Source organism: Clostridium sp. AUH-JLR23, from assembly GCF_964238065.1.
GTDB classification, from domain to species: Bacteria; Bacillota_I; Bacilli_A; order Erysipelotrichales; family Coprobacillaceae; genus Allocoprobacillus; species Allocoprobacillus merdigallinarum.
Genome location: NZ_CAXSKY010000006.1, coordinates 25927 through 47726, shown reverse-complemented (window position 1 = coordinate 47726; position 21800 = coordinate 25927). Strand labels below are relative to the sequence as shown.

16 protein-coding genes, 1 pseudogene and 1 CRISPR repeat array are annotated in these 21800 nt (G+C 27.1%); of the genes and pseudogenes, 1 reads left to right on the top strand and 16 read right to left on the bottom strand.

The genetic code is table 11. From position 1 onward, the window contains the following. Positions 1 to 81: 81 nt before the first annotated feature. The 11 genes from ACESR5_RS04410 to ACESR5_RS04360 all read right to left on the bottom strand — a co-directional run bounded on the left by ACESR5_RS04410 (position 82) and on the right by ACESR5_RS04360 (position 14099). Positions 82 to 2649 (bottom strand): SNF2-related protein, encoded by a 2568-nt coding sequence (locus ACESR5_RS04410; protein WP_168081384.1) that lies wholly within the window; start codon positions 2647 to 2649, stop codon positions 82 to 84. Further along, positions 2639 to 3859, bottom strand: coding sequence for a hypothetical protein (locus tag ACESR5_RS04405; RefSeq protein ID WP_168081382.1), 1221 nt, complete (start codon positions 3857 to 3859; stop codon positions 2639 to 2641). The genes ACESR5_RS04410 and ACESR5_RS04405 overlap by 11 nt, the downstream gene beginning before the upstream one ends. A 1-nt stretch (position 3860) precedes the next feature. Next, positions 3861 to 6305 (bottom strand): sigma factor-like helix-turn-helix DNA-binding protein, encoded by a 2445-nt coding sequence (locus ACESR5_RS04400; protein WP_373154439.1) that lies wholly within the window; start codon positions 6303 to 6305, stop codon positions 3861 to 3863. A 1780-nt stretch (positions 6306 to 8085) separates the two neighbouring features. Beyond that, positions 8086 to 8502 (bottom strand): DUF6431 domain-containing protein, encoded by a 417-nt coding sequence (locus tag ACESR5_RS04395; protein WP_370519872.1) that lies wholly within the window; start codon positions 8500 to 8502, stop codon positions 8086 to 8088. 390 nt (positions 8503 to 8892) lie between these two features. Continuing rightward, positions 8893 to 9336, bottom strand: a complete 444-nt coding sequence (gene tnpA / locus ACESR5_RS04390; RefSeq protein ID WP_373154437.1) for an IS200/IS605 family transposase — start codon at positions 9334 to 9336, stop codon at positions 8893 to 8895. A gap of 94 nt (positions 9337 to 9430) precedes the next feature. Continuing rightward, on the bottom strand, positions 9431 to 10327 hold the full coding sequence (locus ACESR5_RS04385; protein WP_373154435.1) for a Fic family protein: 897 nt from the start codon (positions 10325 to 10327) through the stop codon (positions 9431 to 9433). A gap of 154 nt (positions 10328 to 10481) precedes the next feature. Further along, positions 10482 to 11384 (bottom strand): restriction endonuclease, encoded by a 903-nt coding sequence (locus ACESR5_RS04380; protein WP_373154433.1) that lies wholly within the window; start codon positions 11382 to 11384, stop codon positions 10482 to 10484. 40 nt (positions 11385 to 11424) lie between these two features. Further along, on the bottom strand, positions 11425 to 11907 hold the full coding sequence (locus ACESR5_RS04375) for a hypothetical protein (RefSeq protein ID WP_373154431.1): 483 nt from the start codon (positions 11905 to 11907) through the stop codon (positions 11425 to 11427). 365 nt (positions 11908 to 12272) lie between these two features. Continuing rightward, positions 12273 to 12752, bottom strand: coding sequence for a hypothetical protein (locus ACESR5_RS04370; protein WP_373154429.1), 480 nt, complete (start codon positions 12750 to 12752; stop codon positions 12273 to 12275). Positions 12753 to 12827: 75 nt separating this feature from the next. After that, positions 12828 to 13406: an HdeD family acid-resistance protein gene (locus ACESR5_RS04365; protein WP_373154427.1), complete on the bottom strand. Its 579-nt coding sequence runs from the start codon at positions 13404 to 13406 to the stop codon at positions 12828 to 12830. A gap of 84 nt (positions 13407 to 13490) precedes the next feature. Continuing rightward, positions 13491 to 14099 carry a hypothetical protein gene (locus tag ACESR5_RS04360; protein ID WP_373154425.1) on the bottom strand — a complete coding sequence of 203 codons (609 nt, stop codon included), beginning with the start codon at positions 14097 to 14099 and terminating at the stop codon, positions 13491 to 13493. A gap of 160 nt (positions 14100 to 14259) precedes the next feature. Between ACESR5_RS04360 and ACESR5_RS04355 the strand changes: the two genes are divergently transcribed. Continuing rightward, entirely contained in the window at positions 14260 to 15000 is a 741-nt protein-coding gene (locus tag ACESR5_RS04355; protein WP_373154423.1) for a Type 1 glutamine amidotransferase-like domain-containing protein, read from the top strand. 384 nt (positions 15001 to 15384) lie between these two features. Further along, positions 15385 to 16589: direct repeats of the CRISPR family, unit length 30 nt; unit sequence ATTTCAATACATCATATGTTGATATTAATC. A gap of 174 nt (positions 16590 to 16763) precedes the next feature. Here ACESR5_RS04355 and cas2 read toward each other — a convergent pair. The 5 genes and pseudogenes from cas2 to cas5b all read right to left on the bottom strand — a co-directional run bounded on the left by cas2 (position 16764) and on the right by cas5b (position 21798). Continuing rightward, on the bottom strand, positions 16764 to 17051 hold the full coding sequence (cas2, locus tag ACESR5_RS04350; protein ID WP_373154483.1) for a CRISPR-associated endonuclease Cas2: 288 nt from the start codon (positions 17049 to 17051) through the stop codon (positions 16764 to 16766). Beyond that, entirely contained in the window at positions 17048 to 18049 is a 1002-nt protein-coding gene (gene cas1b / locus ACESR5_RS04345; protein WP_373154421.1) for a type I-B CRISPR-associated endonuclease Cas1b, read from the bottom strand. Before cas1b ends, cas2 begins: the two co-directional genes overlap by 4 nt. 15 nt (positions 18050 to 18064) lie before the next feature. Further along, a pseudogene (locus ACESR5_RS04340) lies at positions 18065 to 18535 on the bottom strand (CRISPR-associated protein Cas4). Between the two features lie 49 nt (positions 18536 to 18584). Then, positions 18585 to 21110 carry a CRISPR-associated helicase Cas3' gene (gene cas3, locus ACESR5_RS04335; protein ID WP_373154419.1) on the bottom strand — a complete coding sequence of 842 codons (2526 nt, stop codon included), beginning with the start codon at positions 21108 to 21110 and terminating at the stop codon, positions 18585 to 18587. Further along, positions 21094 to 21798, bottom strand: coding sequence for a type I-B CRISPR-associated protein Cas5b (cas5b, locus tag ACESR5_RS04330; protein ID WP_373154418.1), 705 nt, complete (start codon positions 21796 to 21798; stop codon positions 21094 to 21096). The genes cas3 and cas5b overlap by 17 nt, the downstream gene beginning before the upstream one ends. Between the last annotated feature and the right edge of the window lie 2 nt (positions 21799 to 21800).

Here is a 21800-nt window from a genome sequence, read left to right as displayed (position 1 = left end):
TATGATTAATATATATTTTCATAAAAATAAGATTGACAAATATGAATTATTATAATAATTCATAACTATAGTATATATACTCTACAATAAACCATTTAATATAAAATCAATATCCTCCTCTTCAGTAGAAACTTTTTCTAAAACATTTCTATCAACAGCATCTAGCATTCTTTGTTCTTTATATAATAAACGATTATAAATTTTGTCATCCAAAGAATAATCATTTTCATCTATGCAGTAGTTAATTTCCATATAATAATATTGTGTATATTGACCTTTTGGCAACCCTAGTCGATGTATCCTATCTTTAGATTGTAGTAAATGAACCAGATTGTAGCTATATTCAAAATATATTGCATCATGGCAACACTTATGCAAGGATATTGATTCTGCCAATGTATGTGGATTTGTAATCAATACATCTATTTTACCTTCTTTAAATTGGGAAATCAAATAGTCCCTTTCTTCAACAGGAATCGCGCCATTAATTACACAATTTTTTATCTCCAATTCGTTTAAAAAATCCGAAAATTGATTCATTGTATCTTTAAATATGCACCACAAACAAAGGTTCTTACCACTTGAAACCAACTTTTTAATTTGGCTAATAGTTTCATTAAACTTTGTAGTCTTGTCAACTTCGTCAACGATGTTTTTCAGCTCACCATTAAAATCCACAAAATCAATGTCATTAATATCTTGCACGTTGATATCTAAAACTTTAGATAAATCTTCTGTATCTATTTTTTTTAATAATAAATGAGGATTGGATTCCATTTGTAATATTCTTATAATTAAAGCCAATGGATTTTTTCGATATGTGGCCCTCAAGATATATAGCATCCTATTTTCTAAGTCTGAGGCATCGTTCTTTAAAATAATATCTGGATTTGCTGGTGGAACCATAAGTTGTCGTTTTGTCGTTCTACAGAAAAATGGATACATTGCTCTATTAACCTCTTCCATTTTCTCTTCAGAAATATTTTTTAATTCTTGAACTGAATAATGAAAAAAAGTATTATATTCATCATTGAACAGGAGATGCAGGTTATTATAAATATCACAATAAGAATTAGGTATTGGAGTCCCTGTCATTGTTATAACTCTTGTTGCTTTACTTGCAACATTCAAGCAATTTTGAGCTATTTGACCAACTGGTGATTTAATTCTATGAACTTCATCAAACACTAACAGAACATGATTATTTATAATCTCTTTTAATTCATATTTTAAAGATCCAACTGATTCGTAATTAACCAGTATAAGGTTGTATTTTTTCTCAGGAAATACAAGTGCTGCTTTTTTCTTTTCTAACGTATTAAAACGACGATCATGAATATTTAAACATCTTAATTTTTTCTTTTCACCAAAGCAAGCTAAAAATTCATCAATCCAAGAAACAAAGGAATTCAGCGGCCCAATCATGACAATTTTATCCACTTCTTCATATTTATTCATATAAGCATACGCGCCATAAACGGAAGATGTTTTTCCTGAACCAGGAACTGAAAAATTGCTTGATTTACGCATCATGGCCATAAAGAAAGAATCCCACATTTGTTGTTCTCTTAGCTGTCTATCCATCAAACCATTAACTATTGACTTGTATTTTTCATATCTATCTAATAAATATGAATCTTTATTCTTTATGGCAACACCTAAATTACGACGCTTATCAATATACAGGTTATGCTCGTCAATATATTTTTGAAGTCTAGATGTAACAGAACACTTCAATTGCAATTTGTCACAAACATTAATAATTTTCCCAATTATTTTTTGATATTCTAGATATCCATATTCACCTTTAAAAGTGATATTTTTTTTCAAATCTATACTTTCAACATACCTACGAATATTTAATTTGAATTTTGGGCTATTAACAAATGCTCCCTTGTCTTCCAGTTTGTTATATCCCATCATTTTTCCGTCAACATAATCCAATATTAAACAATTATCCATCAAGTATACCTCATCCACAATAATTTTTCCCTTATTATAAGATAATATTTTATCATACAACTTGTCTGGTATGTTCATAACATAAACACCCGTCATCATATTATTCCATAATGCAGAAAAATATTTTTTCGTTTTATATATTTTTTCTTTATCAAAATTGCTCGATAACCAGCTGCAGGTCAAATCAAACGATTCATAATTATCTTGAATTGCTGCTTGTGATTCATTATTTGACCCTCTCATACAAATTTCATTTCCAAGCTCATCACAAAAAATAGCGCACTTGTCATGAAAGATTCCCTTTTTTGTATATGCAATCTTAATCTCAACAATTCCTTTTGCAATCAAATATGATAGATTTGATAGGTTTTGAATATCCTTGATTGTCAAAAAATCATCAAACGATTCTATCATACTATCTATAAATTTTTTGTTAATCTCGTAACCTTTTTTAATGCTTTCAAAATCTTCAGATGATATTTCATTTGATATAATTAATCTATATTTACCATTTTTATTTTCAAAGACTTCAAGTCCTTGAGCATATTGCGACAATGCTTTTCCTGTAAAATATGCACTAACTCTTTCCACTAAAATAGAATTAGAAAACACAGGAATATAGAATTCATTTAAGATATCGTCTTCATATGAATTATACACTGGCAAAAAATTATAATCATTCAGCATTTATAACGTCTCTTAAATTATTAATAAGTTCCTCAATATCATCACAAAGCGATTGCATTTCTGTCAATTGATTTGATTTCATTTTTGGAATAATGTCAAGGTTTATTTTTTCTAATGTCTGCAACGAATCTCTTAATTGTTTGAGTGGTTTTTCTTTCAATTCAGTCTTTTTTAGCCTTGTATCATATTTTTCTACATTTCTAGCCATCTTATCTACTAGTTTTCCATCCCCATCTTCTCTTAGTACTGTATTGATAGTCTCTCGAGATAATTTATCAGGAAGTGTATCTAACACTTCTTCTGCCAATTCGTTTTGAGATTCAATGAAATCATTTTTATATTCAGACAATAATATAGACTTAATTTCATTTCTAATATAGCGTGTGATATCATTTTCTGGTCTAAGTAAGATGGCATTGAATCCCACAATTTTAAAGTCTTCACGTTCATCCTCATTTGTTGCCTTGTTCATAATATTAACCAATTCAATCAAAGGTCCATCCAAATCCATTTCTCTAGCTAAATAATATTGTTTTGGTGCATTGATATATTCTAAAAAATCAACCATTAGTTCAGCTTCACTTTTCTTTTTCTTAAATTCACTGGGAGTCATGCCAGTTGAGTCTATATATTCTTGGGGTTTAATTAATTTTCTTTCAATAACATCATGATATAAACCAACAATTTTCTCAATAGGATCATAATCAACCTTAGATTCTTCACCATGTTGTATCATTAATTCCAGCAATTTTATTTGCTTGGCATTAGCATATATATCCGCATCTAAAATCACTGCTTCAAACCATTGAAAATCCAGAGAATTATCGCCATGTAACATTCTCAAACAAGTAAAACGACGATTACCATCAATAATTCTACCATCTTTTAAAACAACCCCTGCTTCTCTTTGACCAACCAAAGATATATTTTTTTTCGTTTTATCAATAGCATCCTTATTAGATTTAACAATAAAATCCTGAATAATATCATTATAATGTTCAATATCATTTACATCTAAATTACCATGTTCAGAAATATATTTGCTTATCCATGTGGCAATCCTATCATTTTGATCATTATAAAATAATTTATCAATTCTAATTTTATATACCTGATATGCCTTTGTTATTCCATCTATTGTCAACTTTCTACTAAGATCAGTAGGGACAACATATCCTTCATTTAATCCATTAAATAATTCAAAATTCATACTAAATTTCCTCCAAAAATAAATCATATGTTATGTAAAATTTATCCATAACATCACAGTAGTAACCGTTAAAGTGATGCATGGCATTTTTCAATTCAAATAATTCAAGCTCAATTCCATAATCTTCAATAAGAACATGATTCAGATTGTATCTGCTTATACTTTTTTCTTTTCTCAATATATCTTCAATTAGATTATTAACGCTAATTGACTGATCTGTTATCCCAAACAGAATCGTTCCATTAACAGATACCATCTGTACATCATTATCGTATATAAACATGCCTTTATAAAAACAATCTTTAAAATCATAGTCTTGAAATACATCTTTATAGCCATTCTTATAAGCATATTTCATAGTAAAAAATATAGTTTTTGAGAACATATTCTTTAGCTGATTTTTTAGATTGATAAGATTTTCTTTCGTTACACCAATTCTCTCATTCAATCTTCTATAACTAATATAATGATTTGGTTGATACTCAAAGATATCTAAATTACTTTTTAACTTATTTAAAACACCATTGAACGTCATATTATTCCAAAAATCAAGAAAATCGTTTTTATCAAATACATCTTTTTGACTTATGATTGATGTAAAGTATTCTTTCAATGTCGAATACTTTAAACTCAAATAATACTTTTCATATTTCTTGTATCCTATCATTTTTGTGTTGTACTGTGTCATTTTATTAAATGGCATACCCATAGACTCCACTTTTGATTGAAAATCTTTTAGACTGTAAAAATCATCAACTAAAATAGACTTTAATCTATTAATCTCTTCTAAAGATAGAGAATCATATGCAATAATTTTCCCATCTTCAATATATCTTGAATATGAAGAAGAAAGTATGGTACCAAAGGTGTCTTTTCGAAAACCATATTCTTCATATAAATACTCAAGATAATCATCAATTGTCTTTCCATAAAAGTTTTTAATTGTCTGACTCATTATAGCCTCTTTTGTAACACTATTAAACTCAATTATGGGCATTCGTTTAAAACAAATATATTCATAATTTAATAATCCATTTTCATAAAAATATCTTAAAATATTATGCAATTCATATTCATTTTTAATACCATAATCATTCATAACAACAATATAATCTTTAAAAATTTTTAACGAAGAAACGCACTTATATTTATAATTTGATAAATCAATACGCAACAAAAAATTTCCATCTATTAGTTTATCCATATCAAAATATCTAAATCCATTACGTCCAGAATTAACAATAAAATCCAATCTTTCCATTTTGGCTTCAAAATTTCTTTCACTTAAATTCGATTCTGGATACTCAGCTATAAACAATTGATAAATGCTTTCTTTCGAAAAATAATCATTTTGTTCTTCAACAATCTTTTTTATTTCATTATAATACTTGATACTTGTTTTATCCTTGTCAGGGTAAAGATAGTTGTCTATTTCTTGTTGAGTCAGTTTTTCTAATTTTAAATCAGTTTCAGTAATTTCTCTTTTCCCTGATTTGTATTTGGTAGATAAATAATTATACTCAACAGGGCAATATCCAAATAATTTATAATAATTTTTTCTAGTTATTCTACAGTTTGTATAGATTTTATAGTGAATGTCTTCATTTAGCAATGGGAATTTATCAATTTCTTTCGAAACTATTTGTCTTATTCTTTCTCTAGAAACATTATATTTCATTCCAATTTCTTGCAAGGTCTTTCCTTGTAATAATTTCATTTTTATAATATCAATTTTTGGATTTTCATTAATAGATTCTAAATATTCTTCCAGAGAAATTCTTACAACACTAAATCCTAAAGAAGTCGCTTCTATTTTCTTTGCCTTGATTAAATATGTTATAGCTTTATTTAAATCATCCATAGGGGTATTTAATTGTTTGCTTAACACAAATAAATTAAGTGGTTCCTTGGTATTGCTCAAAACCTGCATAATGTTATTAGCACAAAACTCACAAATATATTTCCTGTTTTTTTGTTCAACAACTTTTTGCCGTGCTTCACATATTTCCTTAACAATTAATTCTTTATTATTGATTTTAGTTGCTTCTTCAAAAAATTTATCAAGTACATTGTCTATTTTTTTGACAGTAGATTGATTAAATCCATATTTAATTTTCATTTGTTCATCATTGCAACTTGACAAATCAATCATTGTTATATTATTATTCTTTAAATTTCTCACCAATCCTTTAGATAACCCTAAATAATCAAGAATATGAACTGAACATTCCTTATATACTTCATCACCTTTTTTAGCAAGTATTCTCGATATTTTATTTACATGATATGAGCTGATGTGATAGTCTGCCATTTGTACTATCAACTCTATATCAGATGTTTTTATTTTATCCAAAGTGATGTTATATTCTATCAATTTATTGATAATTGAATATTTAACTCCATAATCAAATAAATTATTAATTCTAATAATCTCACCAAATTCCATATGATTCCTTCTTCCCCAAAACAAATTATTTGATTTTTCAGACATATTGATACGATATTATTCAATACAATATTAATCTAAACTTCCTAGAAATATATCATAATTTACAATTAGTCCTATCAAAAATTTCATTTAAAGTAATAATTTTTTCAAAAGCAAAACAAATTTTCTTTCATCTTTCAATCCATTGTAATCGTTAATATTTCAAACATTATTATAATTAAAGTAGCTATTAGGCAATATTTCTACATTTTTTACATAAACTATTAATTTTCTATTTGAAATATCATAATTATATTCTAACACCTTTTTTCTCTTTGTTAATAAAATTTACATAAATATTTTGCTGTTTTTAACAATATAAATCTTGATTTGACAAATGAGATACATGTACAGAAAAATCATTTAAATAAGTTAAACTAATATTCAACTTTCATACAACACAAAAATAAAATCACTTATATTATAAAAATATACATATACAAATTTATATTAATAAAAAAACCATATTCCTTGACATAAATATAAGAACACTTTTTTTCTTCGATAACATAGCCAATGCACTTTCATTCTTTCCATGATTTTAATAAAAAAGCTCATATTCATCTTCATATCCATATCTGTATATGAGAAACTCGTATTTGTTATGTCCCTCATTTTTTTCTTGTTGTCTTTAGGCTTATATCTGATTGCGTCATTATACGTTTTATAATTGTGACATTATCAAGCTACAAAAGACTCAGTTTTTGAATCTATCTCAACATTGATAATCATTTTGAGTTGTACTGAGAAGTTTGATTATGTTGTTGTGGTCCTCAATCAATATCGAATTAATCCTGTTCTTCTATCCTAAAACCGTATCTGAAAACTCAATCTTCTTTATTGAACATTATATGTATTCAATGTCGATATTTTCCAGTTCCTTCCTACTATTATCATGTGTTTCTTTTCTATAAAACTTTGAAAACTTTTCGTTAAGGTAAATAGTCTCTTTTACCTTATCTAGTTTCATTTTTTCTTCTTTATCCAGTGTTTCAAGAAATCTTTTAAGCAATTTATTGGAGATTTTTTGTATGTTTATGACATAAGCCTTTACTTGTGATATTCTTTTTGACACCAGAAGCATAAAACTTAGGACAATTCTTGACTTAAATTTATTTTATATGTTTTCCATAAATTATATGAACAAGTATATAATATCTTTTATTTCTTCATGATGAATCTTGAAGAAATAATTAGAGAATGTACGGTGTTAGTCTTTGAATCATATTCATGAATCGCACATATATTTGCTGTCCTTACTTTTGAATGTATATCTCTTATCAAAAAATACATATTCCAAATGAACTTCTTTAAATATTGACATACTTGCCATGGATGGAATCAACAGAAGATGAAAAAATATGATACTTTAAAATAGTCATTGAAAATGATTATAGAAAAATTCTTGAGCATTCCAAAAATATTCGATGCATCCATAAGAAAGAATGGCAGAATCTTTGCAGGAAAAAGGATTGTCCGCATAAAAAGTATGTAATGGACTGATAACAATATCTTGTCCTGTATCTAACGATACAAGGTATGCTATTGTAGACAGAATAGATGATGGTCTTTTTATAATATACCTTTTATCATTGATAAAGAATATAAACATACAGCACATTTCTATTTTTTTGAGTTAAAGTTCAGTTCGATAATGAAGTCATCATAGACATGATATATCTTAGTAAAATTGATATTTACACAATCTGTATCAAGATATTTTTGATATCATTTTCGCTTAACATGTTCTCACCTCCGTTTTATTGTTTACATCATCATTATAAGACGGTGAACATGAAAATACCAAAAAGTCATGTGGAAATAAAATGACACATGAAAAAGATCGTTTTGAAATAATACACAGAAAAAAATATGAAATGTTCCTACGAGTATTACACTTATTCTTCCAGTATGAAAGATGTGAATCATCAAGGCCAGAATGATCAGGATTGACGATTGCTTCAATGATGTTAGAAGAAATAGTTGTGGAATAGGGTACAAGAAAATCAGGAAGGATAGAATGAGTTCTTCCGCATTCCATGCAGATAATTCTTGTAATAGTAATCTTGAAAGTACAATTACTCATACAAAAAGATCTCTGGTAGTAGGCATGGAAACACCAGTGGCATTTTCCACAATAAGGGCAAGGAATCATATCCAAATTGATATTGGAAACAGACCGATTATAAATATGCTGAAGTAAATGACTTGATAGATGATGAATATGCTTAATATTTATTTTGATTTTAGTTATTATCATATTGTTCTTATGGGCGGAGATAATTAAAACTTTAGTCGAGAAATTTAATTATCTTTTTTTCTTTCTACAGATTTCATCATTAAGTGATGATAATAAAATTATATATCAAAAAAGAGAAACCACAAAATATATCAAACAAATAAGAGGAATAAATCAAAATTTTTAGGATTTGTATCTATATTAATAATATTTACAAAACTTCTTCCTATTATATTTGATTAATAAACTACCCCGTCGCAAATGTCCACCGGACATTTGCGACGGGGTAGTTCAAAACCTTTGTGATTACAACTTTAATAGTATTTGTTCATAGGAATCTTGTTTACCTTGATTTTTCACATATTCTTTTATTGTTTGCTCACTTACGTAGCGCCCCACGCTCGATGCAAAAAAACCGCCACTCCAAAAACTTCCTCCCCAAAGCTGTTTCTTCACTTCAGGATGTTCAGCAAATATGCGTTTTGCTGTTATACTTTTGATTGTTGTTATAATCTTGGTTGGACTATAATCTGGTGTTGATTGCACAAGAAAGTGCACATGATCTTTATCTGCACCTATTTCAAGAAATGTTTTCCAATCATATCTCAGCTCTATTCCTTCGCATATTTGCTTCAAGCTTTCATCCACTGTTTCTGTTATGACTATGCGGCGGTATTTTGTTGGACAGACGAAATGGTAAACAAGATTCGATACATTATGTGAATTATGAATATAAATACTATCTGGCATTTGTAATCACCCCAATGTTATTTTATAACATTGGGCACTACGCCGCAAGCAGCGGGGAAATGCCCAAGAGTAAAAAGTATTCACTGGATACTTTTTACTTATTATAAGAAATTCTAAAATAATCTAATGACTTTTTCATTGCATCCTGCGCTGTCAAGCATGTATCTCTAAAAAAACCTTTTTCTCTATACCATTCTTTAATTCCCCTATAATAAAACCACTTTAATTCTTCAGTAATAATAAAAGGTACAATATGGTGCTTTAGACATTCTTTAAACATAATAAGTCTTCCAATTCTTCCATTACCATCCTGAAAAGGATGTATTTTTTCAAACTTCACATGAAAATCTAATATGTCATCTAAAGATACATTTTTCAAATGATTATAGCTATAAAGAAGTTGTTTTATTTCTAATGAAACATTCTCTGGTAAAGTTGTTTCTTGTCCTCCTACCTCATTAGGTATTATTTTATAATCACCTACTTGAAACCAATCTTTCTGACTGTCCAAAGTTCCAACTTTCAACATTTTATGTAGCTTTTTTATAAAAGTTTCACTCAACTGATAATGAGCCTCTTCTATAATCATATCAATACATCTAAAATGATTTGTTGTTTCAATAATGTCATCAACATTAATAGCTTCTTTAGATACACCTATTGTATGTGTTTCAAAAATATACCTTGTTTGATCATGATTTAATTGACTTCCTTCAATATGATTAGAATTATAAGTCAAATCAATTTGTATCCTATGATATATGCCGCCAGATAAGTGGGAAGCTTTTTCTCTTTGTAAAATATCCAATAAACTTTGTTGCTTATTTCTTTGTCTAGGCTTTCTTTCAGGTTTCATAGCATTTTCAGGTATATTCCATGTTTTACCTGTTATAAATGCACCATCAATTCGTCCTTGTGCACAATAATTTCTTACTGTTCTTTCGGATAAATTCCATTTTTTTGCTATTTGAGATACTGATAAATATTTCATAAAATCACCATTTATATTATATACCTCTATCGGCAAAAAACAAACATTTTTTACATGTATATTTTTAAAATGTTTTGCCGATAAAACATCTTTAAAACACAATAAAAAAATCCCTTATTCATTAAGGGATTGTCATTGTTTATAATGATTTATATTAAACAAGTTCACTATCAAAATAATCAACATCTAATTGTTTGATTTCATAGGTTTTTACAACACTGACTCCTAGATTATATTTAATCATTAAGTCTGTTAACATTTTTCCATCGACCAAAATCAATTTCACTTGAAGTTGTTTTTGAGCATAATCAATAGCTTCTCTTGTAAATGTTGATGTTGTAATAAATAATCCTTTTGTGCCTCCTTGACCAGCAACTGCACCATAAAATTTTTGAATTTCTGGTCTACCTACAGCACTTCTATTCCATCTCTTTGCCTGAACATAGATATTACTAAAACCAAACTTATCTTCTTTGATGATTCCATCTATACCTTCATCTCCACAATAATCTGTTGAAATAATAGAGTCCTCATCATATGCATATCCCATTCTATCTAACAAATCTAAAACAAGTTTTTCAAAAAAGATAGGTTCTTTGGAAAGAATCATATCTAATAATTCATCACTTAATCGTGAAGAAATCATTTTAATAGACTGATCAATATTTTCTAATGGTGTAGGTTTTTTGTTTTCATCTTTCTTATCATCATTTTCATTATGACGATTTACAAAATCTCTAACATCATCATATTGCATTAAAAACTGATCATCTATATGAACTTGCGATGCTAATACTTTTTCTCCTTGAGGTGTAATCTGATAAACACCTCTTTCAACCGATCTAATTAATCCTGCTTTTGTGAGATAAGTTTTTGTCCATCCTATACGTTGATAAATAATTGTTTTATTACTATTTTCAAGTGTTTGTCTTCTTTCATCTTCAGATAAATTGAGTACATCTGAAACTTCTTGAACAATATCACGTACTCTTAATTTCTGATGTTTATTTAATACATCTAAAACTTCATTATACATTTCATTATATTGTGGTATCATTTATAATCTCCTTCACTTCTTTACAAGATATATAATACTTCTACTTTATTTTATAAATACTATGATCGGCATCTACAAATGTATCATAATAACTCTTTATCACTTGCTTAAAGTGGGCATCTCTTTGATGACATCTACGAATCTGGTCTTTTAAAATAGCATTGATATCATAATCTTTCATAAATTCTTCAACACTATTCATATGTCTTAATTTTCCATATTCTACTAAAGATTCAATAATTCCCAATATCTTTTCCTGAGCTTTGTTTTTTGGAACGTAATCAATTTCATCTATTCTATCCATGATAAACCATGGATCACATAACGTTTCTATATCATAATGCTTTTTGACTATTTTACATATGAGTTCAAGCAAAGCATCAGAATTCAGCATTTGTGCCCTATCATCAACAACTTCCCAACTAAGTCGATCTTTTTTAAAAAAATAATCATCAGTATCTGTTACACTCATATATTCTTTATACTTAATCAATATTTCTTGTTCAGTATACTGAAAACCCAACTTATTGATTTCTTTTAATAAGTCATCAATAGATAATATTTTTCAAATACTCTTCTCTTTGCTGATATCTCATAAAACCATCTTGCATTTGTCTCAACATTGCCATTTCTTCTTCGTAACTTAACTTCATATTAAACAACCCCTTTTTAATTCTATCATTATTATAACAGATTTTTCTTCTATATCATCTGATTTCCTTCGTTTTTTTGATCCAATAAATATTGAAAAAAGATCATCACAATAAATGATCCCTTAATAAGTTGATGTAACACTTTTTAATATTTTCCATATACCCTTTGTTTTTTTCCTTTAATTTTTTCTGCTTTATATTCTAAAGTTAAAAAGAAATCAATGATGATTTCTTTTTATTTTTCATAATGCTTTTTCGCAAGTTCTTTTAATTCTTCAGAAGTCATCATTTTTGTTTCTTGTCCTGTACATAAGGCTTCAAAATTACGATAAATATGTTTACTTATAATTTCTTGTGCAGGTTTCGCAATCAATGCTCCTAGTGCTTTCGCAATAAAATGAACACCTGTATTAATTTGAACTTCAATATCCAACTGTACTTCCTGATCATCTAATGGTATAAGTGTCAAATAAATAAAATCATGTTCATGCTTTTTTTGACTTGTACCTTCTATAACGACCTTCTTTTCTGCTTCATCGAAAGATGCTGTATAAACTGTGACAGAGTCAGATTCCTCATTATGTGCTTCCCACTGTGTATCAGAGATAACTTTTACAGTACTTCCTGGCTCAACATCTAATTGACTTGCTTTATGTAAGGCTTCCCAGGCAACATCCATTGAAAAATGAAATTTCTTTGAACTACTTAACTTCATAATATTCCTCCCTTAGTTATTATTCTAGCATAAAAGAGAAAACATAGATATCAAAATCATTTTTTGATTTTCCATTTAATCTATTTTTTTAAGATTCAATGCTTCAATAAACAATGTAACACCATCAACCAATAAGTAAAAAGCAATGATGTAATTGATTGCTAAAGCAGCAGTCACTGGCAAAATAAAGAAAATAATAGCAACAATAATCATGACAATACCACTAAGTGTATATGGTTTTGTATCCATAATTCTAAAATATTTTAATCTTTGTGCAAAAGCAATCTTTTCTGCACCATAAAACAATAAAATGAATGCAAGTATATATGTTAATGTCACTGCTGTCAACATAGATGGCATTATCATAATGAGTATACCAAATAAAATATGAATCATGCCATAAACAACATCAAATGGATTTTTAAAAAAACTGATACTCATATGATAATTGATAAGAGAATATATTCCATATCCAATCATCACAATACCTGCTATAATCTTGATAATATCATATATCTGAGAAGGGAAAAATAAACAGACAATACCAGCTAAAATCATGAGAATACTTAGCACAATATAAATAGTTTTCCATTTTTTTATTTTCTCATTCCAGTTATATTTAAATTCATCTATAAAATCAAAATCCCACATCATACAAATAACCTCCTTACAATTATTATTCTAATCCCTCATTGTGAAGATTAAATAAACAATCTTAAGGTTTTGTCTATGAAAGTATTATTTTATCTTATAAATGCTATAATCTGCGTCTTCAAAGGTATCATAATAACTTTGTAAGACTTTCTTAAAATGAGCATCTCTTTGATGACATCTTCTGATTTCATCCTTTAAAATGACATTGACATCATACATTTCTAACATGCCTTCAATTTTATATATATTTCTTTTTTTCGCATATTCTACAAGTGATTCTATGATCCCTAAGACTTTTTCCTGATACTGTTTTTTAGAAACATTATCAAGAGCATCTATTCTATTCATAATGAAATAAGGATCACATAATGTTTCCACATCATAGTTCTTTTCAATAATTTTACGAATCAACCATGTTAAAGCATCAGAACTTAAAAATCCTTTTTTATTTTCCAAACAATCCCATAGTTCTAAATCTCTTTCATAAAAATAATCATCTACATCTTTACTATTAAAGTATTCCTGATACTTATCAAGAATCTCCTGTTCACTTAAAATAATCCCATGTTTCGATAGTTCAAGTATTAAGTCATCAATAGAAATATTTTCATAATAATTCATTGTTTCCTTTAAACTTTCAAAAGCTTTTTGTATTTTTAACAACATTTCTAATTGTTTATTTGATTTCTTCATAGTTTACCTCTTTTCTTTTTGATATATTATAACAAAATTTTGATTAAATCATATCACCTTTAAGGAAATAAATCGTTTTATTATTCATTCTACACTTTTATTTGAAAACTATTTTTCCATCTTTTATAATTTATATATAAAAATAAGAGGTGATAAAATCATGATTATCTTTTTAACAAGTAGTCCTACTGGTCCATTAGATGGCAGTAGAATAGTAGATGGTTTAGATAAGAAAAATCATTTTGTAGAACAATTGAGAAAATATTGGAAAGAGCATAGTCGTTGTTGTATCATTGCCGCTAGTCCTGATGCCTATGAACAAAATGATGAGATGTGTGACTTCTTTAGAGAAACTTTTTTAAAAGAAAATTTTTCTATTCAATGTTTTGATCTGATTGATAGAAGATATAGTGACTTTACCAAAGATGAACTTCAACAATATGATGTTATTTTATTAGGCGGAGGTCATGTTCCTACTCAAAATCAATTTTTTAAAGATATTCAACTTCGAGAAAAAATTAAAGATTTTGATGGAATTATCATTGGTATTAGTGCTGGTAGTATGAATAGTGCAGACATTGTTTATTGTCAACCTGAAGAAGATGGCGAAGCTATAAATCCAAAATTTCAAAGATGGATAAGTGGTCTGAATCTCACAAAAACGAATATCATTCCTCATTATCAAATGGTTAAAGATAGATATTTAGATGGTATGAGATTATATGAAGAAATCACTTATAAAGATAGCATTGGTCATCCATTCATTGTATTAGTCGATGGAAGTTATTTACTCATTGATAAACATGAAACAATATATGGTGAAAGCTATCTCATTATTGATGAACATATTCAACTGATATGTCATGAAGATGAAACAAAATGCATAAATGAAATAATATAAAATCACATCATCAAAAAGTATATGGAAATGAGTTATTTCATATACTTTTTTGTTTTTCACCCTATTTAATAAGAATCAACAAACCTTTCTTTACAAACAAATACAATCTTTATATATGTATTTTATTTTTTGGTAATCGCCCATCTTTCAAGAACATAATCATCATAATATAATCAATAATTTCTAACAACAAGTTTATCCAATAATAAGTATACACAGAAATTAATTTACTCATTTCTAGAAACATCTCATACATCATATTTGCTTATCTTTTATAGAATTTACATTCTAAAAATCTATATTTCAAGATCCAAAACTTTCATAAAATACTGCTTTGAAGAAATTAAATGCAACAATCTAAACAGTTACAACATTTTCAACTAAATTTCAATACACTATATGTTGATATTAATCTCATCCAACAACGTGGTTGAACGGAGAAAGATGGCTATTTCAATACATCATATGTTGATATTAATCGGTCTTCAGAAATATCTATCCTACTGCCAACAACAATTTCAATACATCATATGTTGATATTAATCTGAAAGAACAGAAAAAGTTCTAAGGTTATTGGAAGAATTTCAATACATCATATGTTGATATTAATCTTTAAAAAGTATCCTGAAAGTGAGTTTGTTATATGATTTCAATACATCATATGTTGATATTAATCAGTTATTAGAAGAAACGAGAGACCAATTAAAAGACAATTTCAATACATCATATGTTGATATTAATCATTTTATGTTCCAACATCTTGCGAAGAACAAACATATTTCAATACATCATATGTTGATATTAATCATCCAATATAGGTTCGTTGAGATTATCCCAAGATGTATTTCAATACATCATATGTTGATATTAATCTTGATGGCAAAGAGTAAAATAGCAGGATTGGCAATATTTCAATACATCATATGTTGATATTAATCTAGATGAAAAAAAGCAGTCAAAAGAAACTGAAATCATTTCAATACATCATATGTTGATATTAATCTTCACAACCAAGAATTGACAGAGTGGTATTAAGACAATTTCAATACATCATATGTTGATATTAATCACTCAAATGGCTTATATCATGTTCCAATTTGAAGGATTTCAATACATCATATGTTGATATTAATCGAATAGAGAGGTTAGAAGATGGAAGAGAAATTCAAATTTCAATACATCATATGTTGATATTAATCAAGAACATGGACGGAACATTCAAGAAGTTTAGATTATTTCAATACATCATATGTTGATATTAATCGTGAAATAAGAAAAATGTTTGAAATTCATTGCCCATTTCAACACATCATATGTTGATATTAATCTACCTTATGGGCTAAGAAGTTAGGACATTATTATCCATTTCAATACATCATATGTTGATATTAATCCGATTTTAGCTGTGCCTCTTCGATAATTCAAGATATTTCAATACATCATATGTTGATATTAATCTTATTGCTTTAAAGCGTAAACATGCAAAATGTTTTATTTCAATACATCATATGTTGATATTAATCGATGTAGATGGCAGGAAAGAAGCATAGAAGATATGCATTTCAATACATCATATGTTGATATTAATCCCAGTAAAATCACTACCTTCTTATTTCAAAAAATGAAATAATAGTGATTATAACGATATTTTTTTAATTTTTTACCAGATAAAACAATAACATCTGATTATTTCCTCATAATTTAAATTTACACTGATATAATCAATGTTTTTTGAATTATAAAAAGAATAAACCCTGGTAAATTTAAATAATAAGATTATCACTTTCAGTTGTTTTATGACCTAAAATTTCTTCCTCAAACACACTATTATTGAATGTTTTAATAATACAAACAAAATCTTCCTCTTTATTTATAACGTCATTTAATTCATTTTTCAATAGTATAAGTTTTGAAGGTGTAATTTCTCCTCTAAATACTGAATATTGGTAATGGGATAAATATTTCTTACATATTTTAAAAACTTTTTGTACTCTTTTTTCTTTTATGTCATAAAAAACTATTGCATAATTATAATTGTACTTTTTCATCAACAACCTTCTTTCAATGAAAAAAATTCAAAATCTTTGTCTTCAAGTAGATATTTGATTAACTTATAACAATCCATCTTTATAGCTGTTTTATAAGTCATTTTACGTTTTAACTTCTTATGAAGGAAAACCATATCTAATCTTTTTTCAAATGCTTCAATAAAAATTTGTCTACCTTTATCATTAAGAATACAATAATTAACTTTCTTTTCAAAGTGCTCAGTAACTTTTAATTTTTTATTGTTAACAAGATCAAAGATAGTTTTAAAAACAATGACAGGTTTAAAAGATTCACTTATATCTAAGCTTAAAGAAAATCTAGCTTCACTTGGTTCATGTAAATAACTAATTGTCTGGTTTAAATGTGTCTGATAAATAATAGAAATACATTTTGTATATAAAAGAGAGTTGCCAAAAGAAATCAAAGCGTTAATAGGATTATCTGGTGGCCTTCTCACACGTTTATTCATTATAAAATCTTTAGGTAAGATATATTGAAATGAAGAATAAAACATTTGCCATAATGCTCCTTCTAAAAGCATCAATGCTTGTATATCTTCAACTTCAGTTAACTGTTCATGAAAATCTCTTCTTATCCAGTCTATAATTTTTTTAACTTCTTTATGATCATGTTTATAATAATGATAAAGTACCTGGTCAATATTCTTTGCAATTGCTGCAACAATCTTCTTTGCAATAATCAACCTTTTTGCAGAATTATAACTTTCCACTTCCTTTATCAATAATCTTCCACTTCTATACTGATCTTTAGGATAAAAAGTACCAGAATAATTTCCATAATAATTAAAGAAATGCACAACAATATGTTTTGTTGAAAGATAATCCAATAATTTTGTATTTATAGATATCTCATTCATACAATAAATTTCACTAATATTCTCAATAGGCAAATACACATTTTTACCATTTTTTCTAAAACATAATGAATTATCTTTTCGGCTTAATTCACCCATACTTGTAATATATTTTGTCTTTCCCATACACTTCACCTTATTTTATATAAAACAATAATCATAATAAGCACATTTCTTACAGTGTTTATTTACAACAACATTTGGAACTTCATGACTTTGTATGAGTTTTTTCACTTCTTCTATTTTATTTAATAACTCTTTTTCTATTTCCACATTTAATTCTACAATCATAACTTTTTTATCTTTATTTTTCTGAATAAACTCCAATTTTCCTTTTCTATCAATTCCTTTTTCTTTTAACACATATAAATAATAAATAAGTTACCATCGACTAGCTTCAACATCAGCATCACTTTTCTTTGTTTCAGTTAAATAATCTTTTGTTAATTTATCTAATTTAATATTGTCAATTGCTATTTCACTACTATCATCATCTTTATATTTTTCTTCATGCAATGCTTTACCAATCTTCACATCTTCACTATTATTTTCCATGTTTAATCTATTTGCATGAAGATAACATTGTCTAGGACAATGAATATAATAATTCATTAATGTTCCATTTATTTTCATAATCAAGACTTCCTTTAAAAATTATTCATTAAAGAATATCATAATCTATTTGTTCAAAGCGTTCTCTATTTAACTTACCATTTATGAAATAATCATCAGCATCCCAAATACAAAGAAGATCACCTATACAATCATTATAATGAATATCCATATTTTTAGAAAATTGATAAGTAAAGTAATGAAGTAGACTTCTAGTTTTTATTAACTCTATCTGCTTTTCAGCATAATCCATTTCATTATTTTCTAGCAACTCTTTATAACGATTCCATACTTCCAAACCATCAATTATTTTCCCATCATCAATTTCAATTTGTCTGCACAAAACCACAGTCACGATCCATTCATTATCATCTATAAGCTTCATTTTATTCGCAACCTCTCTATAATTCAATCTATAAACAATATCATCATAGAAATATTTCAATCCTTCTCTATCTGTATTTTGATTTCTATTAACCTTTAATGCATTTAAAACTTTTGTATAATAAAGAGAAAAATTTTTGTCTTCAAGAATCATTCTCATCTCTTGATTTTTTAATGTTAATGAATTGTCTGATCTATAATCATAACGATAAATAGTATGAAAATTATCAATATCAAAGAAATATATATCCCCACTTCCTAAATGTGATCTATTGATTCTACCAGAAAATTGTTCTTCATTATCTAATAATGAAATATTTTTATAACCTATATCCATATCAATATCAACACCTGCTTCTATAACTTGTGTGGCAACTAAAATAATCGGTTTTGTTGTTTCTTTACGAATCCTAGAAAGAATTCTCTGTCGTTCTATCATAGAATCATCACCAGTCAAACATTCAATAATAACATTACTTTTATGTGATTCTAAAAGTAGATAATAAAATTGATGAGCACTTTTTTTAGTAATAAATTCAATAAGAATTTTCTTACCAGAAGATACATTCTTTAAGACATGATCCTTTAAATCCTTTAATGATATTTGATAATCTAATAATTCATAATGATAATTTACTCTCTTTTTAAAAAGTGGATGCTGATAATATAGTTGTGAATCAGGTAACAATCTTGTAACACCACAGTTCATGTGAAGAAGCTGATCTAAATCAGGTAATGTTGCGGACATAATAATTATCTTCATATTCATAAGATCTGCGCACGCTTTTAACATTTCAATCATTTCAGACCAAATATAATTTTTATAACTTTGTATTTCATCTAAAACAACTACTGAATCAACTAATTGATGAAAACCTATAACATCTTCTTTTTTATTGCCAAATAGGATTTGAAAGAAACTGACATGTGTTGATAAAATGAATGGATAATTTAAAAACTGTCTGTCTAACAACATCTGTTGATATTTATAAGAATCATCTTCATCTTCTTTTTTATCTGGTGGTGGTGTTATTGAATTCACAACAACAATTTGATCTTGTAATTTCTTATCATTAAATAACTTTTCCAGATTGTATTTATTTTGTTCCACAAGTGTATTATACGGATAGATGTAAAACAATTTTTTTCTATCTTTCATTAAAAGGAAACTTAAATGAAGTGCCATGTTACTCTTTCCACTACCCATAGGTGCCTGCAAGAAGAAAATAGAATCAGTATTATGTTTTTTTAAGTTTCTATCAGCATCCAAAAACATTTCACATCTTAAATCATTAATAGATTGAACATGATCCAATGTTTTATTATTTTCATGATATTTTTCTTTTTCATAACAATGAATACTTTGCATTATTTCTGAACAATTATACTCTTTTTCAAAATCTTCAATACTTGTTATATCTCCTGACAACTGTATAGGTTGTCCATTTTGAATCTCACTAGTTGCATAATAATCACTCATCACCAACATAGAATATGCTAAACGGTAATAGAAATATTTATAATGTCGATTCTTTGTTAAAGAATCTTTTTCTTCAAAATAGTCTAAATAATCACATATTGATTGCATTTTCTCTTTTGTAAGATACCTTAATCCCTTATACCCTTTTATTGGTTTATGAAATAGATTGTCAATCAAGTTTTGAGTATTAGCACTTTTTAGTTCCTCAATAAATTCATAAAAATAATCCAAATGACTATGATGCTTAGAAATTAAATAAGTATGTTCGAGTACTAATCTTTCAATAAAACATCTATTTTCATTAGATAGATTTGGAATTTTGTCAAGTTCATTTAAGAAATAATCTATGTATATCAAAGATGATAAAAATGAGTGATGACTGCTAGTAAGTCCTTTATATTTATTTCCAATATTATTATTCATTTTTGCCTTTTGAAATATTGGATTGATTTTACCAAAATCATGAAAGGTAACTATATTGATAAACATACTTGTAAGAAATTCAAAAGTAACTTTTTGATCTTGGAATTGCATTCTTTCATAAAAAGTATAAATAATTTTTTCAATATCTTTATAATCATACAATTTCATAAAGTACTCTTGACTTAAATATATATGATCTTGTAAAAGCTCTTTTTTTCCTTCTTTCATATGAGCAAAAAAAGTATATTGATTATCTATAATATCATTATAATCAATAAAAGATAACATTTTTTTCTCCATCAGTATAAACTGGTTCTTTACCTTCAATCATTATAGCATCAGTTAAAATCATTTTAGCTAACTCATAATGGTTTGTACTTTCCTTCAGAGATATTGGTAAATATTCTTCATATTTAAATTGAATTCTAAAGAAATCAAAATGAAAATCATCTGATTTTGCTAGACTATCTATATGAATATTTTGAGATTCGTTAACCTGAAGATCAACAATATTAACATTTTCAATCGTCGCAGGATGATCGTTTTTACCCAGATAAGGTATATAAACAGCCTTTCTTTCAAGTAGATATTCACAAAGTTTTTGACTTTCATCATTATTCACCAAAACATATATAGTCCAACTTGGATTTTCCAACCATTGTTCTTTCACAATCAGATTGCCACCTTGCTCCTGAGAAGCATATCCTACAGAATTATTAAATCTCTGTACTTTCTTATCAAAACAACCATGAGCTTGATTAGGAATAATAGCAACTTTTAATTCTTTTAGCTTTTCATAATATTCAGGATATACATCAAACTGACTTTCATATCCATGGTACCCTAAAATTGCACCAAACACTCCCAAAAGAGCTGGTTTATGTATATTCCCATAGGTAAAGTAAAAATAACTATTCACTTCAGGATTTTTAAAGAATGCAGTTTTTCCTTTAAGAGTAAATTTTACTGCCTTCATGT